This window comes from Aeromonas sp. EERV15 (assembly GCF_900079845.1).
Taxonomy (GTDB): domain Bacteria; phylum Pseudomonadota; class Gammaproteobacteria; order Enterobacterales; family Aeromonadaceae; genus Aeromonas; species Aeromonas sobria.
Genome location: NZ_FKKY02000014.1, coordinates 80,901 through 103,434, shown reverse-complemented (window position 1 = coordinate 103,434; position 22,534 = coordinate 80,901). Strand labels below are relative to the sequence as shown.

Here is a 22,534-nt window from a genome sequence, read left to right as displayed (position 1 = left end):
GGGCCTGTGTCTTTGCCCTGCGGCAAATTATACGCGTTTGAAGATCAGTGAGCCATTGGTGCCACCAAAACCAAACGAGTTGGAGAGGGCATACTCGAAGCTGCCTGGCTTGGCCACGTGGGGCACCAGATCCAGATCGCACTCTTCATCCGGGTTGTCCAGGTTGATGGTGGGCGGAGCCACCTGATCACGCAGGGCCAACACGGTGATGATCGCCTCGATGGCACCGGCGGCGCCCAGCAGGTGACCTGTCATGGATTTGGTGGAGCTGATCATCAGGGATTTGGCGTGCTCGCCAAACACTGACTTCATGCCACGCAGCTCGGCCACATCACCCAGCGGGGTGGAGGTGCCGTGAGCATTGATGTAACCAATCTGCTCGGGGGCAATGCCGGCATCCTTGATGGCATTTTTCATGGCGCGCGCGCCACCGTTACCATCGGCGGGAGGCGCAGTCATGTGATAAGCGTCACCGCTCATGCCAAAACCGACCAGCTCGGCATAGATCCGGGCACCACGGGCCTTGGCGTGTTCGTACTCTTCCAGCACCAGTACACCGGCACCATCACCCAGCACGAAACCGTCACGATCCTTGTCCCACGGACGGCTCGCTTTTTGCGGCTCATCGTTGCGATTAGAGAGCGCCTTGGCTGCGGCAAAACCGCCCATCCCCATCGGGGTGGAGGCTTTTTCAGTACCACCGGCCACCATCACCTCCGCATCACCGTAAGCGATCATCCGGCCCGCCATGCCTATGGTATGGGTACCCGTGGTACAGGCGGTGGTCACGGCAATGTTCGGCCCTTGCAGACCTTTCATGATGGAGAGATGACCAGACACCATATTGATGATGGTGGATGGTATGAAGAAGGGGCTCAGCTTGCGCGGTCCACTGTTGATCAGGCTGCTGTGGTTCTGTTCAATCAGACCCAGACCACCGATACCGGAGCCAATTGCCACGCCAATACGCTCGGCATTCTCTTCATTGATGGTCAGGCCGGAATCATCCAGCGCCTGCATACCGGCAGCAATACCGTATTGAATAAAGAGATCCATCTTGCGAGCGTCTTTACGGTTGATGCCGTATTGCTCGGGATCGAAATCTTTGACCATGCCTGCGAAGCGGGTCGCAAACTCGCTGGCATCAAAGTGGTCGATCAGGGAAATGCCGCTCTGCCCGTTGAGCAGTGCTTGCCAGCTGGATTCGGCAGTGTTACCCACCGGGGAAAGCATCCCCAAGCCGGTCACCACGACTCTGCGTTTTGACACTGAGGTAGTCTCCGAGAGGTTTTTGAAAGGAAGCAGATATAAAAGAAGCGGCCCTTGGGCCGCTTCTTTCAGAACAGGAAATTAATCCTGGTTAGCGGTGATGTAGTCGATAGCCGCTTGAACAGTGGTGATCTTCTCGGCTTCTTCATCAGGAATTTCGGTATCGAATTCTTCTTCCAGCGCCATTACCAGTTCAACGGTATCCAAAGAGTCAGCGCCCAGGTCGTCGACGAAAGAGGCGGCGTTCTTAACGTCGTCTGCTTTAACACCCAGTTGTTCGATGATGATTTTCTTTACGCGTTCTTCGATGTTGCTCATGACCTGAATTTTCCTTTAAAAATACGCTATTGCGTCTGGTTGGGGTAGTTTATTCAATTGACGTGAGTTTGCAAGTAGCTTGCCGCTGGTCAAACCACGATATTCGCCAAACTTCGGCGTATTATCGCAAATTTGAACAGATCTCACGACAAATTGATTACACCATGTACATCCCGCCATTAACATGGAGGGTTTCGCCGGTGATATAAGCTGCTTCATCAGAAGCCAAGAATACCACAGCAGCGGCAATTTCTTTTGGATCACCCAAACGGGCGGCAGGCACCTGGCTCATGATGCCACTGCGTTGATCATCATTGAGTGCGCGGGTCATGTCGGTTTCGATGAAACCTGGCGCGACCGCGTTCACAGTGATACCACGGGATGCCACTTCCCGTGCCAACGCTTTGGTAAAGCCAACCAGACCGGCCTTGGCGGCCGCATAGTTGACTTGACCCGCATTACCCATGGTTCCCACCACGGAGCCAATGCTGATGATGCGACCATGGCGTTTTTTCATCATGGCACGCAACACCGGTTTGCTCAGACGGTAGAGAGAGGTCAGATTGGTATCGATGATCTCGTTCCACTCGTCATCTTTCATCCGCATCAACAGGTTGTCACGGGTGATACCCGCATTGTTGATCAGAATGTCGATGTCGCCAAAACGCGCCTTGATGGCGGCAAAGACGGCTTCGATGGATTCCTGGCTGGTCACGTTCAGTGCCATACCGCAGCCATTGTCGCCCAAATAGGCACTGATCGCCTCGGCACCGCTCTCGCTGGTTGCAGTACCGACCACTTTTGCGCCACGGGCCACAAACGTTTCGGCAATCGCACGACCGATACCACGACTGGCACCGGTCACCAACACAACCTTATCGGTAAAACTCATCACTTGCTCCTGTTTACTTGGACTGGGCCAGCGCCTGCTCAAAAGAGGCCGCATCGTTGGCATGGATACCTTCCACACGCTTGTCGATACGCTTGGCCAACCCGCTCAATACCTTACCCGGCCCCATCTCAATCGCGAGAGTGACACCGTCATTGGCCATCTGCTCGACAGTCTCGGTCCAACGAACCGGGCTGAACAGCTGACGCACCAGGGCTTGCTTGATGGCGGCCGGATCCTGTTCACAGGATACGTCGACATTATTGATGACCGCGATGGTTGGAACCTTGATCTCGATCCCGTCCAGCGCTGCTGCCAGTTTTTCTGCAGCAGGTTTCATCAGCGCGCAGTGAGATGGTACGGAGACCGGCAGTGGCAGAGCACGCTTGGCGCCCGACTCTTTCATCAGCACGTTGGCACGCTCAACCGCTTCTTTATGGCCGGCAATCACGACCTGGCCCGGAGAGTTGAAGTTGACCGGGGAGACCACCTGCCCTTGCGCCGCTTTTTCGCAGTTGGCGGCGATGGATTCGTTGTCCAGACCGATGATGGCGGCCATGGCGCCAGTGCCTTCCGGTACAGCTTCCTGCATGGCCAGGCCACGCAGCTCGACCAGTTTGACGGCATCGGCAAAATCGAGTGCACCACTGCAAACCAGCGCCGAGTATTCCCCTAAGCTGTGACCCGCCATCACCGCAGGGGTTGCCCCACCCTGCTGTTGCCACAAACGCCACAGGGCGACAGAAGCGGTCAACAGCGCAGGCTGAGTGCGCCAGGTTTTGTTCAGATCTTCAAGTGGACCATCCATCACCAGAGCAAGCAGGTCATAACCCAGCACCTGGCTCGCCTCGGCGAAGGTCTCCTTGATCACGGCATGTTGTTCGGCCAGCTCGGCCAACATGCCAACGGACTGGGAACCTTGTCCCGGGAAGGCAATGGCAAAATGGGTCATCATTGATTCCTGTTAGAAAAGATGAAAATGAAATCTGAAACAGGATGAGGCTAATGCCTCATCCCGACGAGGATCAGAGGCGAACCAGCGCCGAACCCCAGGCGAAACCGCCGCCAAATGCTTCCAGCAACACCAGCTGACCGGGTTTGATCCGGCCATCTCTGATCCCCTCATCAAAGGCGATCGGCACAGATGCCGCAGAGGTATTGCCATGTTTGTCGAGGGTCAGCACCACTTTGTCGAGGCTCATACCAAGCTTCTTGGCCGTCGCGTTGATGATGCGGAAGTTGGCCTGGTGCGGCACCAGCCAGTCCAGCTCGCTTGGCGAGATACCGGCAGCCGCCAGGGTCTCGGTCACGATCTCGCTCAGGCGGGTGACCGCTACCTTGAATACGTCGTTGCCCTTCATATACATGTAGGCTTCGAGCTCGGCACCCGGCATACCACGGCGAGGATGTGGCAACTTGAGCAAGTCACCATAACGGCCATCAGCATGCAGATGGGTAGAGAGAATACCGGGGGTCTCGCTGGCGCCAATCACCACAGCACCCGCCCCATCACCGAAAATAATGATGGTGCCACGGTCTTGCGGATCGCACATGCGGGAGAGCACATCGGCCCCCACAACCAGCACATTACGCGCCGCGCCGGATTTGACAAACTGATCGGCAATGGAGAGCGCATAAGTGAAACCGGCGCAGGCTGCGGCCACGTCAAAGGCAGGAATACCTGGTACGCCGAGCAATCCCTGCAGCTCGCAGGCTGCGGCCGGGAAGGCATTTTCCGCACTGGTGGTGGCCAGCACGATCATGTCGAGATCGGCGGCAGTCAGACCTGCCGCATCCAGGGCGCGCAGAGCCGCCTGATGAGCCAAGGTTGCCACTGTTTCGTCAGCACCGGCAATGCGGCGCTCATGGATCCCGGTTCGTTCCACGATCCACTCATCACTGGTCTCGACCATCTGCTCAAGATCGGCGTTGGTACGCACTGAACTCGGCAAGTAGCTGCCAGTACCCAGAATTTTGCTATGCATAGAGTTCTTATAGATCCCTGTCAGAGAAGACAGCTTCAAGGCGATCTGCTATTTGCAGTGGAAGTTGATGTTTGGCCTCTTGTGCGGCCAGCAGGATCGCATTACACAAGGCACGCCGTTCAGCACGCCCATGACTTTTTACCACAATGCCGCGCAATCCTAACAGACTTGCCCCGTTATACTGGTCGGGGTTCAGGTAAGAAAAGCGTCGTTTGAACATAAACCCGGCGAGTCGGCCAAGAAAACTGCGTTTCTTACGGGGATATCCGGCCAGTTCAGCCATCATCCGTACTACACCTTCTGCCGTCTTGAGCGCGACATTACCAACAAAACCATCGCAGACAATCACATCACACTCACCACTGAAGATACGATCACCTTCGATGAAGCCAACATAATTGAGTGCACTGCACTGTCGCAGCAGCTCGGCACTGTGCCGCACCAGATCATTACCCTTGATCTCCTCCTCGCCAATATTAAGCAAGGCGACCCGAGGCGCCGATATACCTTCTACCTTCTCTGCCACAACGGAGCCCATTACCGCAAATTGCAGCAAGGTATCTGCATCACAACTGACGTTGGCGCCGAGATCCAGCATCATGGTGCGCTGGCCGCTCAAGGTCGGCAATGCCTTGATGAGCGCCGGTCTGTCTACCCCCGGCAAAGACTTGAGCACGCATTTGGCCATCGCCATCAAGGCTCCGGTATTACCGGCACTGACACAAGCATCGGCCTCACCGGCTTTCACCAGATTGAGCACAACTCGCATGGAGGAGTCTTTAAGGGTACGCAGTGCCACGATCGGCTTGTCGCCCATGCCAACCACTTGGGATGCATGTACGAAACGAACGCGGGGATGATTGAGCAAGCCATGTTGCTGCAACAAAGAAGAGGTCTGGTGCTGGTCGCCGACCAGGATCAGTTTTAGCTGGGGCAAAAGAGACAGTGCCTGCACGGCGGCAGGCACTGTTTCAGAGGGGCCAATATCTCCCCCCATGATGTCTAGCGCGACAGTTTGCGTAGACAAAGGCAATCCTTAAGCGATTACCTTTTTACCGCGATAGAAACCATCGGCAGTCACGTGGTGACGACGATGAATTTCACCACTGGTCTGATCAACAGTCAGTGCAGCGGAGGTCAGTGCATCGTGGGAACGACGCATGCCACGCTTGGAACGGGTTTTACGGTTCTGTTGTACGGCCATTGTAGGCTAACTCCTAAATTCACTTACGTTTAAGCGCTTCAAGAACTGCAAAGGGATTCGGCCGCTCATCAGCAGGTTCGATTTCACCCCAACTCATCTCCATATTCCCTCTCGGGCAAGCATCCATAGGGTGCATTGCGACTTGAGGCAACGTGAGGATTAATTCATCCTCGAGGATTTGATGAAGATCTATCTCGCCGTTTTCATCCAACTCAATGGGCTCATAAGCTTCCGGCAGTTCTTCCTCGTTTGTTTTTTCAAACAGCGGAGTGTAGATATATTCAGCTTCACAAAGGTATTCAAACGTCTCACCACAACGTTGGCAAACCAGGTCAACCTTGGCATGGGCAGTGCCTTTCATAACGGTCAACTTCTGGACATCTTTACCAAATTGCAGTGATACATCGATATCACTCTGCAAGCCAGCGGTTGACTCTTCCAGCCTGGGCATCTGCGACTTTTCAACTATCCCGACATAATCGAGCAGTTTCAAGGCACTACGGACTGGATCAACCTTAACGGGCAACTTCACCTTTTGCATAGGGCGCGAATATTATAGGTCCAACAATGGATAGTCAAAGGAAAAAGTCCTTACCGCCGATGATTTTAACGTCACAAGTCCCTAGAATGCCGGTACTTGCTTTCATCGGTGCCTGATATTATGCCACAGAATCTGACCCTCGCCTCAACTTCTCGTTACCGTAAAGCCTTGCTGGAGAAGCTCGGCCTGCCCTTTGATTGTGCCGCACCGGATGTGGATGAACGCCCACTGGCAGAAGAATCGGCCCAAGCGTTAGTGGCCAGACTGGCCCGCGCCAAGGCACAAGCCATCGCCGATGGTCGTGATCACGGCCTGATCATAGGTTCTGATCAGGTGTGTGTCTGCGATGGCCGGATACTCGGCAAACCGGACACCATCGACAATGCGATCGCGCAGTTAATGGCGGCACAGGGTCGCAGCGTGACCTTCTATACCGGTTTGTGTGTGCTGGATGCCGCAACCGGGCAGGCCCATCAACTGGTGGAACCCTTCACCGTCCATTTTCGCACCCTTGATGAAGCCGCCATTCGCCGTTATGTCGAGGCTGAATTGCCCCTCGATTGTGCGGGCAGCTTTAAATGCGAAGGAATGGGTATCGTGCTGTTCAAGGGGCTGGAGGGACGCGACCCTAACGCCTTGATCGGTCTGCCACTGATCGGCCTGATCGAGCTGCTGGCCAGCCACGGTATCGCCCTGCCCTGATGTCTCATTGCACAAAGAAAGATAACAACGACCAGCGCCAGGATCGCCGCCTCGTCTGGCAAGCACAGCCCGTGATCTTGCTGTTTCACTCTTATCCACCGGGAACCAGATTGTGCGTATAGATGATTTGAGGCTGTTTCTCTCAGTGGTTGAACTGGGCAACTTTGCCGCCGTGGCACACTCCCTTGATGTGCCACGAGCCCAGGTCAGTCGGCGGATTGGCGATCTGGAGCAGGCCCTTGGCTGCAAGCTGTTTACCCGCACCACCCGCAAACTGGCCCTGACGCCAGCCGGTACCGATTACTTTATGCAGTTGCAGGAGATTATTCCCCGACTCGAAACCCTGAACCAAAGTATCAAGAATCAGAGCTCGGCCCCCACCGGCTCGGTTAAACTGGGGTTGATCGGGGATGCCGATATTCTGGCTCACGATCTGCTGCTTAATTTTCTCAGCCAGTACCCGCTCATTACGCTGGAAACCCACGTCAGTAATCTGGGTTATCACGACATCATGAACTACGGACTCGATGCCTGTGTCCATATTGGCAAAATGCAAGATAGCTCGTTTATCGCCAGACCCCTGACCACGGTGTCGCGCAAGCTTTATGCCAGTCCGGGCTATCTGGCCGAGCACGGCATGCCGCAGCGACTTGAGGATCTTCAGCAACACGCACTGCTGATCCACCGACTGGCCAGCGGTGAACTGGAAGATTGCTGGAACTTCAATACGGGCCCACTCAAAGTGAGTAGCCGACTCATCTCCAACAGTAGCCACTATATCCGTTACGCCGTGCTCAAGGGTGCCGGTATCAGCCTGCTGCCCGAGTTGAGCGTCAAGGCGCAGGTCACCAGTGGTGAACTACTGGAGATCCTGCCTGCCCACAAGGTCTATCTCGATGATGCCTGGCTGGTCTATCCCAGTCGCAAGGGGATGACCCATGCCGCCCGCCTGCTGATCGATAGTTTGCTGGCGGAGTCGGCGCTACTACTGGATTGATTGTCACGTATTTCGAGACATTGAAGCACAGCTAGACGGGATTATTAACGCTTCATGATTCAATTAAACTGGCGCCATATGATAACGCCTGTTTAAAGGAATCCTCCCATGGCACTTTCCCATCCCGGTAAAACAGTGCTTAGCAGCACACTCCTGCTGCTGTTAAGCGGTTGTGGCACCGACGCCACCACGCCCCCGCTCCAGCAACCAGCACAACTGCGCGCCGTCCAGGTGATGACCCTGGCTGACCCCGTTGCCACCCGAGCGCACAAATTTAGCGGGGTGCTGAAATCAGCCCACACCACTGACCTCTCGTTTCGCGTTCACGGCATGTTGCAGGAGCTGGTGGCGACCGAGGGCTCGCGGGTCAGCAAAGGGGAGCTACTCGCGCGCCTCGACCGGCACGATTTTCAGGTCTCAGTGAGCCAGGGAGAGGCCCAGTTAGCTGAAGCAACCGCCGCCCACCAACTTGCACGGATCGAGCTTGCTCGGATCAAGCGTGCTTGCGCCGATAACGCCATCGCCGATGTCAATCTCGATCGGGCTATCAGCGGCGAAGCACGCGCGCATGCAGCGGTCAAGCTGGCCACTCAGGGGCTGCAAAAAGCCCGTGATGCGCTGGCATATAGCGAACTGCGCGCTCCCTTTGACGGGGTGATTGGCAAGCGACATATCGACAATCACGAGTTCGTGCTGCCCGGTATCAAGGTGCTCACCTTGCATCAGCCAGATCAGCTCAATGTGGTGATCGATGTACCGGAACGCCAGGTCAGCAGGATAAAAACCGGTCAGCCGGGTCATCTTGCCTGGGGTCAGCGCCAGCAAGATCTCGCCGTCACGGTGACCGATATCGCCTCCATCCCCTCCCCGCTCAAACGCACCTATGAGGTCACCCTCTCCCTGCCTCGGGATCAGGTCAATCTGGTGGCGGGCAAGTCGGTTAATGTCACCCTCGAACTGCCGCAGCAAGCTGAAAACCCGCTCTTCTGCCTGCCCGCGATGGCGGTCAACAGTCAGGATCGCCAGTGGCATGTCTGGCGGGTGGCGCAAGACCACGTAACCCGAATCCCGGTGTCACTCCATGATCAGCAGCAGAATACCCTGTGTATCAGTGGTGAACTGACGGCTGGTGATCAACTGGTGGTCGCTGGCAGCGCCTTCGTCAGCGAGGGCGAGCAGGTCGCCATTATTGCCAACCACTCGCTGGATCAGGTGGCAATCATGGCAAACCAATCACTGGAAAAGGTCGGCAAATCATGAATCTCTCGACCTTTGTGCTACGCCAGAAGACCTTCGTGACCTTCTTCACCCTGCTCTGCACCCTTATCGGGCTGGTCTCCTACTTCCAACTTGGCAAGCTGGAAGACCCCGCTTTCACCGTCAAAAGTGCGGTGATTGTCACCCTCTACCCCGGTGCCGATGCCGGTGAGGTGGAGCGGCTGGTCACCGATCAGATCGAAACCAAATTGCAGGAGATGGCGCCGCTATGGAAGCTGCGCTCCCTCTCCCGTCCCGGCAGTTCGATGATTTTTGTCGATCTGCAGGAGCAGGTGAACTCTGCCGAGCTCCCCCAGCAGTGGGATTTGCTGCGCCGCAAGGTGGATGACGTCAAGCTGTCCCTGCCACCCCAGGCCCAGCTCACCATAGTGCAGGATGAATTTTCCGAAGTGTATGGCATGCTCTTCTCCCTTTATGGCGATAACGTCGCCATGGCCGATCTCAAGGATCACGCCCGCGAGCTGCAACGCCGGCTCAAGGCCGTCGAGGGGGTGAAGAAAGTTCAGCTGCACGGCATTCGGGAGCAGGTGATCAACATCGATCTCGATGATGAACGGTTGGCACAAGCCAACCTGACCACCCTGCAGCTGATCGATCAGCTAACCAGTCAAAACATGCCATTGCACAGTGGGGATTTCCCCCTTGGCATCGAGCAACTGCGCGTTGAACAGGGCGGTGCGTTCAACAGCGTGGAGGATATCCAGAACCTCAGCATCAAGACCGGTATCAATGGTCTCGAAAGCGCCACCGTGAAGCTCGGGGATATCGCCGACATCTATCTGGACTACCAGGATCCCGCCATGACCCTGAGCCGCTTCAATGGCCAGCAAGCGATCACCCTGGCGGTGAGCCCGGTCAACGGCATCAACGTGGTCAGCATTGGTGACACCCTCAAACAGGAGCTGGCACAGTTCGAAGCCACCCTGCCGGAGGGGGTGCATATCGGCGTCATCGCCTATCAGCCGGAGGAGGTGGCCAAGTCGGTCAATAACTTCATCTTCAACCTGGCCGAGAGCGTGATCATCGTTGTGGTTGTATTGCTGATCTTCATGGGGTGGCGCAGTGCCGCCATCGTCGGTGCCAGCCTGTTGCTGACCATCCTGTTTACCCTGATCTACCTCAATCTGACCCAGGTCGACCTGCAGCGGGTGTCGCTCGGCTCGTTTATCCTGGCGCTGGGCATGCTGGTGGACAATGCCATCGTCATCGTCGATCTCTTTGAGTCCAAATTGCGCCAGGGGATTGCTCGCCATCAGGCGGTGAGCGACAGCATCCGCGAAATGGCGCTGCCGCTGTTGGCTGCCACCCTGATCGCCGCACTGGGAACCGCACCGGTACTTTTCTCCCAGACTGATGCCGCCGAGTTTGCCCTCTCCATCGTCCAGGTGCTGTGCAGCTCCCTGCTGCTCTCATGGCTCATCGCCATGACGGTCACCCCGCTGCTCTGCTGGTATTTCATTCCAACGCCGAGCCAAACCGACGGCACGGCACAGGTCTCACCCATGGCCCAGCTCTACCAAAAAGCCGTGTTCTGGTCGGTAGACCATCCGGTCAAACTGCTGCTCGGGGTTGCCCCTGTGCTGCTGCTGACCCTGGCCGCCATTCCGCTGCTGCAGGTCAACTTCATGCCCTCCTCGGATCGCCCCATGCTGTTTCTCGACTACTGGCTGCCTAACGGGGGACGGATTGCCCAAACCTCCGCCGACATGCACAAAATTGAGCAGTGGCTGCTGCGTCAGCCCCAGGTGATCAGTATTTCCAGCCACGTTGGCGAGAGTGCCCCGCGCTTCTCGGTCACCGTGGAGCCTGAGCCTTTTGACAACAGCTATGGCCAGATCCTGATCAATACCCGCAGTTATGACGATATCGCTTCCCTGATCGCGGCAGGAGATGCCTGGCTGCAGGCCGAGTTCCCTTATGCCGAGCCCAGATTCCGTCCGCTCAAGCTGGCCACCAAGGATAAATTTGCCATTGAAGCCCGCTTCGTCGGACCGGATCCTCAAGAGCTGCACCGGCTGGCCAATCAGGCCAAGCAGTTGCTGGCCGCTAACCCCCACCTCATCTACATCCGGGATAACTGGCGGCAGGAGAGCAAGGTGCTGGTGCCCCTCATCAACCAGGATGCGGCAAGAATGGCCGGCGTCAATCGCACTGATATTGCCAACGCTATTTCCCGGGCAACCGATGGTAGCCTGATTGGCCTGATGCGCCGCGATGATGATCTGATCCCCATCAAACTGCGCAGCAGCAACGCCTCGCTGGAGCACTTTGACAATATTCCGGTGCGATCCCTGCTCGGTAGCCACAGCGTCCCGATGGGACAGGTTGTCGATGGTATCGAATTCAAAGGGGAAGAGAGCATGCGCTGGCGCTACAACCGTCAACCGGCCATCACAGTGCAGGCTGACGTGCGCGGCGATACCCCTTCCAATGTGCGCAAGGCCGTGGCCAGTGAGCTGGAAGCCATTGCCCTGCCCCCCGGCTACACCATGGCGTGGGGCGGCGAATACTATGACGAGAAGCGATCGGTCGATGATCTGATGACTCAGACCCCCAAAGCGATGATCTTGATGACCATCATCCTGGTCGCCATGTTCAGTGCCTACCGCCAGCCGTTCATCATCTTGGTGACCCTGCCATTGGCCTCCATCGGCGTTGTCTGGAGCCTGTTGTTACTGGACAAACCGTTCGGCTTTATGGCGATTGTCGGCCTGATCTGCCTGAGTGGCATGATCATCAAAAACGGCATAGTGCTGATCGACCAGATCGAACTGGAACGCAAGAATGGCAGAGCGCTGGCAGAGGCGGTAAAAGTCGCGACCCTCAACCGCACCATGGCCATCTCGATGGCGGCCCTCACCACGGTACTCGGTATGATACCGCTGCTGACCGACCGGCTGTTTGATCAGATGGCGGCCACCATAGTAGGCGGGCTCTCTGCCGCCTCATTTCTCTCCCTTTTCGTGATGCCAGCCCTCTATCAACTGCTCTATCGCGGCGACAAGCAGGCGGCCACCACCCCCTCGATCAGCAAGGAGCAGTGCCATGATTGACTATCGACTCACCATGGTGGCCGCCGCCCTGCTGCTGTGCGGTTGCAGCATGACCCCAGACTATGAGGTGCCGCTGGTGGCCGTGGGGAATGTCTATCTCAATAGCCAGGGAACAACGGGGATCAGCGAGGTCAAGCCCGTGGCTGGGGTGCTCTGGTGGCAGCAGTTCAATGATCCGCAGCTCGACCAGCTGATCGTGGCCGCCCAGCAACAGAACATCCCCATCAGGATGGCCAAGGAGCGGATCAACGCCGCGCAATCCTATCAGGCGGCGGTGTCCTCCCTTAAAGTGCCTACCGTCTCCCTTAATGCCGGTTATCTGGATATGCGGCTGAGCGAGAATGGGCCGCTGAGCGGCCCTGCCGTCACCGAATATGCGCTGCCGCCCCAGCTGGGGGGCAGTAGCATCAGCCTGATCGATCGCGACAGCCATACCCATCTGGCCAGCGCATCCATCGGCTGGGAGGCAGACCTGTTTGGCCGGATCGATGCCATGAGCCAGGCCGCCAGCATCCGGGTTGAGCAGGCCGAGCTGCTGCAGCGCAACCTCACCACCCTGATGACCGCCGAGGTGATCAACAACTACTTGCAGTATCGCGCCGCTGAAGAGCGCATGGCCATCACCCGCCAGACCATCACCGAACAGCAACAGGTGCTGGATCTGGTGCTCTCCCTCCAGCGTCACGGCTATGGATCTGAGCTGGATATCGCCAATGCCCGCGCCGCCCAGGCCACCACAGAAGCCATGCTGCCGATGCTCGACAGTGCTCGCGCCGTCCATCTTGGTCGGCTGGCCATTTTACTGGGGGAGACCACCGCCCAGACCCGCAACCGACTCGGTGACGGCGTCTTGCCACAGATGAAGGGGTTGATCCCGGTGGGCCTGCCATCGGATCTGCTGACCAGACGATGGGATATCGCCCTGGCCGAGCGGGAGATGGCCGCGCGCAACCAGCAACTGGGTGCAACCATCGCCAACCAGTATCCGAAACTGATGTTGACCGGTACCCCCGGGGTATCGGCCCGCAATCTGGACGATCTGCTCTCCTCGGGTTCCGTGGGTTGGTCCCTTGGTGCCGGCATAAGCTGGAACCTGTTCGACGGCGGGCGAGGTGCTGCCATGGTGGATCTGCAAGAAGCGGCATTTAGGGAGTCCGCCCTCGCCTACCAGCAGGTCGTCAATGGCGCCTTCAATGAGGTTGATACGGTGCTCAATGCCTATGCAAACAGCCAGGAGTATTACCGCTTGATCAACCAAGCCGACCAGCAGGCGCGCCTGGCGGTCAACAAAGCAACCAGCCTCTATCGGGCCGGGCTCGAAAACCATCTGAGCGTGCTCAATGCCCAGCGCGTCAGCAACAACCTGCAGGATGCCAAAGTACAGGCCAGGCTCAATACCGCCACCACAGTGGTGATGTTGCACAAGGCACTGGGCGGCGAATGGACAGTGCCACAAGCCCCCCCGCATGAGGGAACGGCAGGATAAGCAAGATAAAAAAAGAGCCCGGCCAATTGGCCGGGCTCTTTTTATCGATGGGATTCATGCATTCACAATAACTGTTGCAGCGCAGCCATGGTATCCACCACTGCCGATGGCCGGTGACGACTGAGGGCATCACGGTTATCGACCCCCCAGCTGACGCCAATCCGCGGCATGGCAATCGCCTCGGCCATCGCCATATCATGCACCGAGTCACCGATCATCACTGCCTGCCGGGGCAATAGCCCAAGCTCGGCCAGGATCTGCTCAAGCATCAAAGGATCAGGTTTGGAGCGCGCCTCATCGGCACCTCGGCTGGTGATGAACAAGGGGCGCAACCCAGTCTCATCCAATACCCGGTCAAGGCCACGACGTGATTTTCCGGTGGCGACCGCCAGCAGCAGTCCCTGGGTGTGCCAGCCACGCAACAACGCCTCTGCCCCAACAAATAAAGGACTGGGAGTCACATCGTGCAGATAGTGATGGCGATAGCGATCGGTCAGCGCGGTGATCTGACGCTCATCATCGCCACAGCCAAACAGGCGGGACATGGCCACATCAAGACTCAAACCGATAATTTGCCGGATCTGGGCTGGGGCTGGCACCGCCAGTTCGCAATCGCTGGCGGCCCCTTGCACACAGGCAACAATCCGGCCCACCGAATCCATCAAGGTACCGTCCCAATCGAAAATGGCGAGCCGGATATCTTGCATTAGCGAGCCAGTTTTTCCAGGAAGCCGTCAAGCTCAGGAGCAAGAGGAGCCTCCATCTGCATCTCGCGACCATCGGCAGGATGAATAAAGCTCAGCTTCCAGGCATGCAAAAACAGTCGTTTCAGCCCTTGGCTGCGCATTTTCTCGTCAAACGCCGCTTCGCCATACTTATCGTCGCAAGCGATCGGGTGACCGGCATGCAGGGTATGAACGCGGATCTGGTGGGTGCGACCGGTGATCGGACTACACTCGACCAGGGTCGCTTCGGCGAATTGGCGCACGATCCGAAACCGGGTTTCAGACGGTTTGCCATCAGCACTGACCCGCACCACCCGTTCACCGGATTGCAGATCGTTTTTGCGCAGCGGTGCGTTGACCACTTTGACGTGAGCCTGCCACTTGCCGCGAACCAGCGCCAGATACTGCTTGCGCATGGTCTTGATCCGCAGTTGTTCATGCAGGCTACGCAAAGCGCTGCGCTTTTTGGCAACCAGCAGCACGCCGGAGGTATCGCGGTCGAGACGGTGTACCAGCTCGAGGAAGCGAGCGTCCGGACGCAGAGCACGAAGCCCCTCGATAACGCCAAAGCTGAGGCCACTGCCACCGTGCACGGCCATGCCAGAGGGCTTGTTCAGCACGATCATCGCCTCGTCTTCGAACAGGATCTGGCTCTCCAGACGCTGGATAACCCCCAGATTAGCCGACGGCAATTCATTTTTTTCGGCAACGCGGACAGGGGGCACCCTTATCACGTCACCCGCGCAGAGTTTGTACTCCGGTTTGATGCGCTTTTTGTTTACCCGCACTTCGCCTTTGCGAAGGATGCGATAGATCAGGCTCTTGGGGACGCCCTTTAGCTGAGTCTTGAGAAAATTGTCGATGCGCTGCCCGTCATGCTCAGCTTCGATGGTGAGCAGCTGCACTTGTTGTTGTATCTGTGTCATGGCGCGGATTTTAACACTGCCAGGGCCCCTTGGCTGCATGGTTTGTTGAAAAATGGCGCCTTGCTATAAAAGAGGTTTAAATGGGATAATAAACAAGGTTTTGTCATTGTGTTCAAGCCTTGTACTAAGTGGCCAAATAGTATGCCACCCAATCCCGAAACACCGTGTATACAAGAACATGACGGTTCCCGGGTGCGAGGTACAACGCATGGAGAACACAAACATTACCGTTTATTTGTCTCCACTGCGGCACCCTTAACTCGTCACCTCTCGAGAAGTGACGACCAGAGCGCCCTTAGTTTGCGCCTCATGCATACCCCAGCCGGGAGGTTGCCCAAGTATGCTGAAGACCCGAGGCCGGCGCCGGCAGGACCCAAGTGGAGGAAATCAAAATGACACAATAATGAGAACTCAATGAAAAGAATGCTAATCAACGCAACTCAAGAAGAGGAGTTGCGCGTAGCGCTGGTTGACGGACAACAGCTTTACGATTTGGATATTGAAAGTCCGGGACACGAGCAAAAGAAAGCGAATATTTACAAAGGTAAAATCACCCGCGTAGAGCCCAGCCTTGAAGCTGCTTTTGTCGACTACGGCGCCGAACGACACGGTTTCCTGCCGTTGAAAGAGATCGCCCGCAACTATTTCCCCTCCGGTTACTCCTATCAGGGTCGTCCCAACATCAAAGAAGTGGTCCGCGAAGGCCAGGAAGTGATCGTTCAGATTGATAAAGAAGAGCGTGGCACCAAGGGTGCAGCCCTCACTACCTTTATCAGCTTGGCTGGTAGCTATCTGGTACTGATGCCGAACAACCCCCGTGCCGGTGGTATCTCCCGCCGCATTGAGGGTGATGAAAGAACGGAACTGAAAGAAGCCCTGAACGGACTGACCGTGCCGGAAGGCATGGGCCTGATCGTGCGTACTGCCGGTGTTGGCAAATCGCCCGAAGAGCTGGAATGGGACCTGAATGTTCTGCTCAACCACTGGGACTCCATCCACAAGGCATCACAAGAGCGCACTGCGCCCGTGCTTATCCACCAGGAAAGCAACGTGATCGTACGTGCCATTCGCGATTATCTGCGTCGCGATGTGGGTGAAATCCTGATCGATGACCCGGTGATTTTTGAACGTGCCCGTGCTCACATCGAGCTGGTTCGTCCAGATTTCCTCAATCGGGTGAAGTTGTACAAGGGTGAAGTTGCCCTGTTCAACCACTTCCAGATCGAGAGCCAAATCGAGTCGGCCTTCCAGCGCGAAGTGCGCCTGCCCTCCGGCGGCAGCATCGTTATCGATCCGACCGAAGCACTGACCTCCATCGATATCAACTCCTCCCGCGCCACCAAGGGCGGCGATATCGAAGAGACTGCACTGCAAACCAACCTGGAAGCGGCCGACGAAATTGCCCGTCAATTGCGCCTGCGCGACCTGGGTGGCCTGATCGTCATCGACTTCATCGACATGACCCCGGTTCGCAACCAACGCGAAGTGGAAAACCGTCTGCGTGAAGCTGTGCATCAGGATCGCGCCCGCATTCAGCTGGGACGTATTTCCCGCTTCGGTCTGCTCGAAATGTCGCGTCAACGTCTGCGCCCCTCTCTCAACGAGTCCAGCAGCCACATCTGCCCTCGTTGCCAGGGTCAAGGTGTAATTCGTGACAACGAATCCCTCGCATTGTCCATCCTGCGCCTCATCGAAGAAGAGGCCATGAAAGACAATACCGAGCAGGTGCACGGGCAAGTGCCGGTCGATGTTGCCGCCTATCTGCTCAACGAGAAGCGCGCCGCCATCGCCAGCCTGGAACAGCGTAATGATGTCCGTGTTTACATCATTCCGAACCAGCATCTGGAAACGCCGCACTACGAAGTCACCCGCATTCGTCAAAACGAGATTGCGGAAGCGGCCAGCTATGAGCTGAAAACCGAAGTGGCCAAGCCGACCTACCAGCCGAAACAGGCTCAGGTGATCGAGCGTGAACAGCCACTGTTGCAAGGTTTTGCCCAACCGGTACAACCTGCTCCTGTAGCTGCCCCGGCCCCCGTTGCAGCAGCCACTGCCGCACCAGCCCAAGCCGGTTTCTTTGGCAAACTGATCAAGGGTATTGCAGGTCTGTTCAGCAATGATGCCGCTCCTGCCACAGTGAAAGCGCCTGCCGAACAACCGGTTGAGCGGGAAGCTCGCAAGGATGACGGTCATCGTCACCAGCGTGATGACGCCCGTGGCCGTGGTCAGCGTCCTCGTCGTGACGACAATCGCAATAACCGCAACAATGCGGAAGCTGGCGAGAAACGTGAAAACGGTAACCGTGAAGGTGGTGAAAACCGCAATCGCCGTCCTCGTAAAGAGCGTGAGCCCCGTCAGGAACGCGAACCGCGCGCTGAAGCTCGTAATGAACAGCGTATGGAGCGTGAACCCCGTGGTGACGTGCAACCGCGCGTTGAGCGTGAGCCTCGCGAACCTCGTCAAGAGCGCGAGCCCCGTGCACCACGTCCAGCCCGTGAGCCCCGCGCTCCTCGTGAACAGCGTGCTGAAGTCGTTGTTGAAGCAGTAGAAGCCATTGACACTGTGGAAGCCGCGATCGAGCCGCGTCAGGAAAAAGAGCAGAAAGTGGCTGAGCGCCGCGAACGTCGTCAACTGCGTAAGCAGATCCGTGTCGATGTCGTTGCTACCGATGCCCCTGCCCTGCCGGTTGACGAGGCGCCAGCTGAAGTGAGCGAGGCAACAGTGGGTAATGAGCAGGAAGAGCAGACCGAAGGTCAACGCCGCTCCCGGCGTACCCCACGTAGTCAGCGCATTGAAGGTCAGCGTCGCAAGCGTATCAACGAAGATACTCGTAGCCAGCGTGATGAAGAGCAGCAAGCAGATGTCACTCTGACAGCCGCGGCCCAGGCCGATGCTGCTCAGGTCAAAGTGGAAGAGCCTGCCGTACCAGTCGTCACTATTCCTAGCGCAGACGCCATTGCTGCGGCACTGCAGGCATCTTCAGCCTTGACTGAACATGTGGTTGTAGAAGCTGTTGCCGATGACATCCGTGATCAGGTCGTCGCAACCGAGGTTCACGCTATCGTGGCTGACGTTACTCCAACAGCACCGACTGCCGCACCTGCGCTGCTGGTTGCTGATGTGGTAGTCGCTCCTGTTGTTGCCGAGGTGACACCTGTCATTGAAGTCGCTCCTGTTGTTGCCGAGGTGACACCTGTCATTGAAGTCGCGCCGGTTGCCGACGTAGTTGAAGTGGCTGACGTGGTGATTGCACCCGCTCCGGTGGTAGAAACTGCCTCAGTAGCTGCAGTTGCCGTTGAAGCTGCGCCAACTACCGAAGTAACGGCACCTGTGGTCATTGCTGAGGTAGCCGTGATCGAGCCCGTCGTTGTGGCTGCTGTTGAACCTGTTGCCAAGGAAGCGGTTGCCGCCCCAGTGGCCAAGCAGGTCAACAAAGGTGCCGGTTTGCTGGCTCGCGCTCGCAAAGCCTCTGCACCTATGGCCACCCCTGCCGAGGTGCCTGTCGTTCAGGTTAGCAGTGAGCCAGTGAGCCATCCGCCACTCGTTCGCAGTGAAGTGGCCAGTTCTGGCCGTCACGGTGGCAGCACTGCTGCAGTTAACGTGGCAACCAGCCCTGCTGGTCGACCATAACAGATCAGAGTTACCTGATTTGCCAAAAGCCACACCATCCGGTGTGGCTTTTTTATTGCCTCTCACACGCTCATCTTGTCGCTCTCTTTTAGTGCCGCCCTGCTAGTCCTGCCCCCCCCCCTTTAGCCTTTGCTTAACCGTTTTGATCAAACCGCAAATATCTTCCGATAGAGAACTCGATACTTAACTTTATGCGTTGTATTCAATATCCAGTTTGTTGGCATATAAGTAGGTGTAAATATTGAGCAAGCATCTGCGCCCACTTCACCCCACTGCAATAAGTAGTTTCCCCTATGGGTGCTATATAGCGATATGGGCGTGCTTGCCGATATCGAGTTCATCCCTCTCTTCCTGCGGATTTAAAAAAGAAACAGCCCAGCAAACTTAGCTTGCTGGGCTGTGGATCTGGCTGACCATGATCTGAATCCGAACCCCGGTAACAGGGTCAAATTGCCTCATCGGCGCTTATTGTGCCAGCAGGTGACCTACCAGCTCATGACGCCACCCTTGCAGCAGCATCGGCTTGTCGCTGCGGGCCCGCTCTTCGTCGTTCATCCGCCAGCTCCAGGTGAAGTACTGGTGAATGATCTTCTTGCTGGCAATCAGCTCGGGCGGAATGTTGCTGGCCTTGGCCTTCTCTTCCACCATGGCCTTGATGCGCTTGAGCTCGGCCTTGTACTGGGGGAAGTCCACCAGCCGACGAATCGGCTCGGGCCAGCTGTCAGGATCGCTCTGCTGGGCACGGGCGACGATATCGAGCATCCGCTTGCCGTGGATCTTGATCTCGATGGGGGCCAGCCCCAGCTCGTTGAGATCACGCATGGAGGTCGGACGACGCTCCGCCACCTTGAACAGGTGCAGCTCTTTGACCACGAAGTTGAGGGCCAGATCGCGGCGCACCGCCTCTTGCTGGCGCCAGGCGGCCAGCTCACGCAGAATGGCAAGCTCACGGCGGCCCAGTTGCCAGGCGTTGACGATTTCAAGATAAGCCTGACGGGGATCGCTGCCCTGGGTCTTGCGGGCGGAGTGATTTTGGCACTCCTGCTCGAACCAGGCAAACTTGCCGCTTTCCCGCAGTTTGGCCATCACTTTCTCGTAGAGCGGCATCAGGTAGAACACATCTGCCGCCGCGTATTCGAGCTGACGATCGGTGAGCGGACGGGCCAGCCAGTCGGTGCGCGCCTGATCTTTTTCCAGCTCGACCCCGAGGAATTCGTTCACCAGGGCACCAAAACCGACCGAGACGCCGTAACCGAGGAAGGCGGTGGCCAGCTGGGTGTCGTGCATCTGGTTGGGCAGGTGGCCCGCCTGATGTTGAATAAGCTCCAGATCTTCGCCCGAGGCATGCAGGATGGAGATCTGCCCTTCCCTGCCCAGTCGCTGCCACAGGGCGGAGAGATCCAGCGTCAGCGGATCCAGCAGCGCCAGATGCTCGCCGTCATAGATCTGGAACAGGCCAAGCTGGGGATAGTAGGTGCGGGTGCGAACGAATTCAGTATCGATAGCCAGGGGAACGTCGGCCAGAGAAGCGAGATAGTGCTCAAGTTCGGCTTGCTGAGTGATAAGTTGATAGTGCATCTGTGCCTGCGCGGTTGATCAGGGCCAAAAAGAAAAAACCGTGGGATGACCCACGGTTTTGCATAACGACGGTGCTGATTTGCAGAAGGTTCTGCAGCCGCAGTCCGGTTATTGCTTGGCAATCTCCTCGTCGCGCAGTACGCGCCGCAGGATCTTGCCCACATTGGTCTTGGGAAGTTCGTCGCGAAATTCTACCAGTTTCGGCACCTTATAGGCAGTCAGATGTTTGCGGCAGTGGGCAATAATCTCGTCCTCCTGCAATTTTGCATCTTTCTTGACCACAAAGATCTTCACCAGTTCGCCAGAAACCTGGTGCGGCACGCCGACGGCGGCCACTTCCAGCACTTTCGGGTGCAATGCGACCACATCTTCAATCTCGTTCGGATAGACGTTGAAACCGGAGACCAGGATCATGTCCTTCTTGCGGTCAACGATCTTGAAGAAGCCCTGCTCGTCGCACACGGCGATATCACCGGTACAGAGCCAGCCATCCTGCATCACTTCGGCGGTCGCCTCGGGGCGCTGCCAGTAGCCAGTCATCACCTGCGGGCCGCGTACCTGCATCTCGCCGGGAGTGCCGAGGGCGTGGATCACCTGACCGTTGTCATCCACCAGACGGATCTCGGTAGAGCAGACCGGCAGACCGATGGAGCCGTTGTAATCGGTCAGATCGTAGGGGCAGACGCTCACCAGTGGCGAGCACTCGGTCAGGCCGTAGCCTTCCAGCAGCGGAGTATGGGTCAGTGTCTTCCACTTTTCCGCGACCGCGCGCTGCACCGCCATGCCGCCGCCGATAGTCAGCTTGAGCTTGTCAAAGGAGATGCCTTGAAACTCTTCGTTGTTGACCAGCGCATTGAACAGGGTGTTGACCCCGGTGATGCAGGTGAAGGGGTACTTCTTGATCTCTTTGACAAAGCCCGGGATGTCGCGCGGGTTGCTGATCAGCAAGTTGTAGCCGCCGACTCGCATAAAGAGCAGGCAATTCACGGTCAGGGCAAAGACGTGATAAAGCGGCAATGCGGTGACCACGAACTCCTTGCCGCGCTCCAGCATGGGGCCATAGACGCCGAGGCACTGCTCGACGTTGGCAATCATGTTGCGATGGGTCAGCATGGCCCCTTTGGAGAGGCCGGTGGTGCCACCGGTGTACTGCAGGAAAGCGAGATCGTCGTTGGTGATCTCCGGCTTGATGTACTGCAGGAAACGCCCCTTGATGAGCGCCTGACGCATGGTGGTGGCGTGGGGCAGATTGTATTTCGGCACCAACTTCTTGACGTACTTGACCACGAAGTTGACCAGGGTGCCTTTGGCCAGACCCAGATTGTCCCCCATCCGGGTCAGGATGACGTGCTTGATCGGGGTGTCGTAGACCACTTTTTCCAGGGTATGGGCAAAGTTGGAGACGATAACAATGGCCTTGGCGCCGGAGTCTTTGAGCTGATGTTCCAGCTCGCGCGGGGTATAGAGCGGGTTGACGTTGACCACTATCATGCCTGCCCGCAGGATGCCGAACACAGCGATGGGATATTGCAGCAGGTTCGGCATCATCACCGCGACCCGATCACCCTTCTCCAGCTTCAGCTCGTTTTGCAGATAGGCAGCAAAAGCGCGAGACTGCTCTTCCAGTCGGCGGTAGGTGATGGTCTGTCCCATGTTGACGAAGGCTGGCTGGTCGGCAAACTGGGTCACCGAGGATTCGAACATCTCGACCAGGGAGCTGTATTGATCTGGATTAATCTCGGCGGGAACCCCTTGTGGATAACGCTTCAGCCAGACTTTTTCCACGAACTTCTCCTGCATAACTAGCACCTGTGCACTCACTGTGTTGCCTCCGTCCCTGTTCACATCCATTTAAATCGGTCGTTTTAAGCTGATACTCTAATGCGCCCATACTTACACAGCGCAACATTGATTAACAGCGAATTAACAATGAAAAAATGTGAGGGGGATGAC

At 57.0% G+C, this 22,534-nt stretch carries 18 protein-coding genes; 6 read left to right on the top strand and 12 right to left on the bottom strand.

Annotated features, from left to right (window positions below; translation table 11 throughout):
• Positions 1 to 27: 27 nt before the first annotated feature.
• The 8 genes from fabF to yceD form a co-directional block, all read right to left on the bottom strand.
• Positions 28 to 1,269, bottom strand: a complete 1,242-nt coding sequence (gene fabF, locus BN4575_RS13660) for a beta-ketoacyl-ACP synthase II (RefSeq protein WP_068978569.1) — start codon at positions 1,267 to 1,269, stop codon at positions 28 to 30.
• Between the two features lie 81 nt (positions 1,270 to 1,350).
• Positions 1,351 to 1,587, bottom strand: a complete 237-nt coding sequence (acpP, locus tag BN4575_RS13655; RefSeq protein WP_042021919.1) for an acyl carrier protein — start codon at positions 1,585 to 1,587, stop codon at positions 1,351 to 1,353.
• 157 nt (positions 1,588 to 1,744) lie between these two features.
• Entirely contained in the window at positions 1,745 to 2,479 is a 735-nt protein-coding gene (fabG, locus tag BN4575_RS13650; protein WP_042021916.1) for a 3-oxoacyl-ACP reductase FabG, read from the bottom strand.
• 13 nt (positions 2,480 to 2,492) lie between these two features.
• Positions 2,493 to 3,428: an ACP S-malonyltransferase gene (gene fabD / locus BN4575_RS13645; protein WP_068978568.1), complete on the bottom strand. Its 936-nt coding sequence runs from the start codon at positions 3,426 to 3,428 to the stop codon at positions 2,493 to 2,495.
• Between the two features lie 73 nt (positions 3,429 to 3,501).
• Positions 3,502 to 4,461, bottom strand: a complete 960-nt coding sequence (locus BN4575_RS13640) for a beta-ketoacyl-ACP synthase III (protein ID WP_068978567.1) — start codon at positions 4,459 to 4,461, stop codon at positions 3,502 to 3,504.
• Positions 4,462 to 4,468: 7 nt separating this feature from the next.
• A complete protein-coding gene (plsX, locus tag BN4575_RS13635) occupies positions 4,469 to 5,488 on the bottom strand; it encodes a phosphate acyltransferase PlsX (RefSeq protein WP_068978566.1) in 1,020 nt (339 codons plus the stop codon).
• 9 nt (positions 5,489 to 5,497) lie between these two features.
• Positions 5,498 to 5,665 (bottom strand): 50S ribosomal protein L32, encoded by a 168-nt coding sequence (gene rpmF / locus BN4575_RS13630; protein WP_042021907.1) that lies wholly within the window; start codon positions 5,663 to 5,665, stop codon positions 5,498 to 5,500.
• A 19-nt stretch (positions 5,666 to 5,684) separates the two neighbouring features.
• A complete protein-coding gene (gene yceD, locus BN4575_RS13625) occupies positions 5,685 to 6,206 on the bottom strand; it encodes a 23S rRNA accumulation protein YceD (RefSeq protein ID WP_042021904.1) in 522 nt (173 codons plus the stop codon).
• 120 nt (positions 6,207 to 6,326) lie between these two features.
• Here yceD and BN4575_RS13620 point away from each other — a divergent pair, with 120 nt between their 5' ends.
• The 5 genes from BN4575_RS13620 to BN4575_RS13600 all read left to right on the top strand — a co-directional run bounded on the left by BN4575_RS13620 (position 6,327) and on the right by BN4575_RS13600 (position 13,722).
• Positions 6,327 to 6,908, top strand: coding sequence for a Maf family protein (locus tag BN4575_RS13620; protein ID WP_068978565.1), 582 nt, complete (start codon positions 6,327 to 6,329; stop codon positions 6,906 to 6,908).
• A 112-nt stretch (positions 6,909 to 7,020) separates the two neighbouring features.
• Positions 7,021 to 7,905 (top strand): LysR substrate-binding domain-containing protein, encoded by an 885-nt coding sequence (locus tag BN4575_RS13615; RefSeq protein WP_068978564.1) that lies wholly within the window; start codon positions 7,021 to 7,023, stop codon positions 7,903 to 7,905.
• Positions 7,906 to 8,013: 108 nt separating this feature from the next.
• Entirely contained in the window at positions 8,014 to 9,165 is a 1,152-nt protein-coding gene (locus BN4575_RS13610; protein WP_068978563.1) for an efflux RND transporter periplasmic adaptor subunit, read from the top strand.
• The gene (locus BN4575_RS13605) at positions 9,162 to 12,236 is read left to right on the top strand and encodes an efflux RND transporter permease subunit (RefSeq protein WP_068978562.1); all 3,075 of its coding nucleotides are present in this window, start codon (positions 9,162 to 9,164) and stop codon (positions 12,234 to 12,236) included. Before BN4575_RS13610 ends, BN4575_RS13605 begins: the two co-directional genes overlap by 4 nt.
• Positions 12,229 to 13,722 carry an efflux transporter outer membrane subunit gene (locus tag BN4575_RS13600; protein WP_068978561.1) on the top strand — a complete coding sequence of 498 codons (1,494 nt, stop codon included), beginning with the start codon at positions 12,229 to 12,231 and terminating at the stop codon, positions 13,720 to 13,722. The genes BN4575_RS13605 and BN4575_RS13600 overlap by 8 nt, the downstream gene beginning before the upstream one ends.
• A gap of 62 nt (positions 13,723 to 13,784) precedes the next feature.
• Here the strand turns inward: BN4575_RS13600 and BN4575_RS13595 are convergent, their stop codons facing one another.
• Positions 13,785 to 14,429 carry an HAD-IA family hydrolase gene (locus tag BN4575_RS13595; RefSeq protein ID WP_068978560.1) on the bottom strand — a complete coding sequence of 215 codons (645 nt, stop codon included), beginning with the start codon at positions 14,427 to 14,429 and terminating at the stop codon, positions 13,785 to 13,787.
• Positions 14,429 to 15,373 (bottom strand): 23S rRNA pseudouridine(955/2504/2580) synthase RluC, encoded by a 945-nt coding sequence (rluC, locus tag BN4575_RS13590; protein WP_204787377.1) that lies wholly within the window; start codon positions 15,371 to 15,373, stop codon positions 14,429 to 14,431. Before rluC ends, BN4575_RS13595 begins: the two co-directional genes overlap by 1 nt.
• Before the next feature lie 414 nt (positions 15,374 to 15,787).
• Between rluC and rne the strand changes: the two genes are divergently transcribed.
• Positions 15,788 to 19,003: a ribonuclease E gene (rne, locus tag BN4575_RS13585; RefSeq protein ID WP_068978558.1), complete on the top strand. Its 3,216-nt coding sequence runs from the start codon at positions 15,788 to 15,790 to the stop codon at positions 19,001 to 19,003.
• A 465-nt stretch (positions 19,004 to 19,468) separates the two neighbouring features.
• Here the strand turns inward: rne and rnd are convergent, their stop codons facing one another.
• Positions 19,469 to 20,581, bottom strand: a complete 1,113-nt coding sequence (rnd, locus tag BN4575_RS13580; RefSeq protein WP_068978557.1) for a ribonuclease D — start codon at positions 20,579 to 20,581, stop codon at positions 19,469 to 19,471.
• Between the two features lie 108 nt (positions 20,582 to 20,689).
• Positions 20,690 to 22,366, bottom strand: a complete 1,677-nt coding sequence (fadD, locus tag BN4575_RS13575; protein ID WP_141689802.1) for a long-chain-fatty-acid--CoA ligase FadD — start codon at positions 22,364 to 22,366, stop codon at positions 20,690 to 20,692.
• Positions 22,367 to 22,534: the final 168 nt, after the last annotated feature.

What these genes read in the sequence shown, in the direction of transcription:
- acpP (WP_042021919.1), bottom strand. Translation starts at nt 1,587, where the DNA reads ATGAGCAACATCGAAGAACGCGTAAAGAAAATCATCATCGAACAACTG.
- fabG (WP_042021916.1), bottom strand. Translation starts at nt 2,479, where the DNA reads ATGAGTTTTACCGATAAGGTTGTGTTGGTGACCGGTGCCAGTCGTGGT.
- fabD (WP_068978568.1), bottom strand. Translation starts at nt 3,428, where the DNA reads ATGACCCATTTTGCCATTGCCTTCCCGGGACAAGGTTCCCAGTCCGTT.
- BN4575_RS13640 (WP_068978567.1), bottom strand. Translation starts at nt 4,461, where the DNA reads ATGCATAGCAAAATTCTGGGTACTGGCAGCTACTTGCCGAGTTCAGTG.
- rpmF (WP_042021907.1), bottom strand. Translation starts at nt 5,665, where the DNA reads ATGGCCGTACAACAGAACCGTAAAACCCGTTCCAAGCGTGGCATGCGT.
- yceD (WP_042021904.1), bottom strand. Translation starts at nt 6,206, where the DNA reads ATGCAAAAGGTGAAGTTGCCCGTTAAGGTTGATCCAGTCCGTAGTGCC.
- BN4575_RS13620 (WP_068978565.1), top strand. Translation starts at nt 6,327, where the DNA reads ATGCCACAGAATCTGACCCTCGCCTCAACTTCTCGTTACCGTAAAGCC.
- BN4575_RS13610 (WP_068978563.1), top strand. Translation starts at nt 8,014, where the DNA reads ATGGCACTTTCCCATCCCGGTAAAACAGTGCTTAGCAGCACACTCCTG.
- BN4575_RS13605 (WP_068978562.1), top strand. Translation starts at nt 9,162, where the DNA reads ATGAATCTCTCGACCTTTGTGCTACGCCAGAAGACCTTCGTGACCTTC.
- BN4575_RS13600 (WP_068978561.1), top strand. Translation starts at nt 12,229, where the DNA reads ATGATTGACTATCGACTCACCATGGTGGCCGCCGCCCTGCTGCTGTGC.
- BN4575_RS13595 (WP_068978560.1), bottom strand. Translation starts at nt 14,429, where the DNA reads ATGCAAGATATCCGGCTCGCCATTTTCGATTGGGACGGTACCTTGATG.
- rluC (WP_204787377.1), bottom strand. Translation starts at nt 15,373, where the DNA reads ATGACACAGATACAACAACAAGTGCAGCTGCTCACCATCGAAGCTGAG.
- rne (WP_068978558.1), top strand. Translation starts at nt 15,788, where the DNA reads ATGAAAAGAATGCTAATCAACGCAACTCAAGAAGAGGAGTTGCGCGTA.
- rnd (WP_068978557.1), bottom strand. Translation starts at nt 20,581, where the DNA reads ATGCACTATCAACTTATCACTCAGCAAGCCGAACTTGAGCACTATCTC.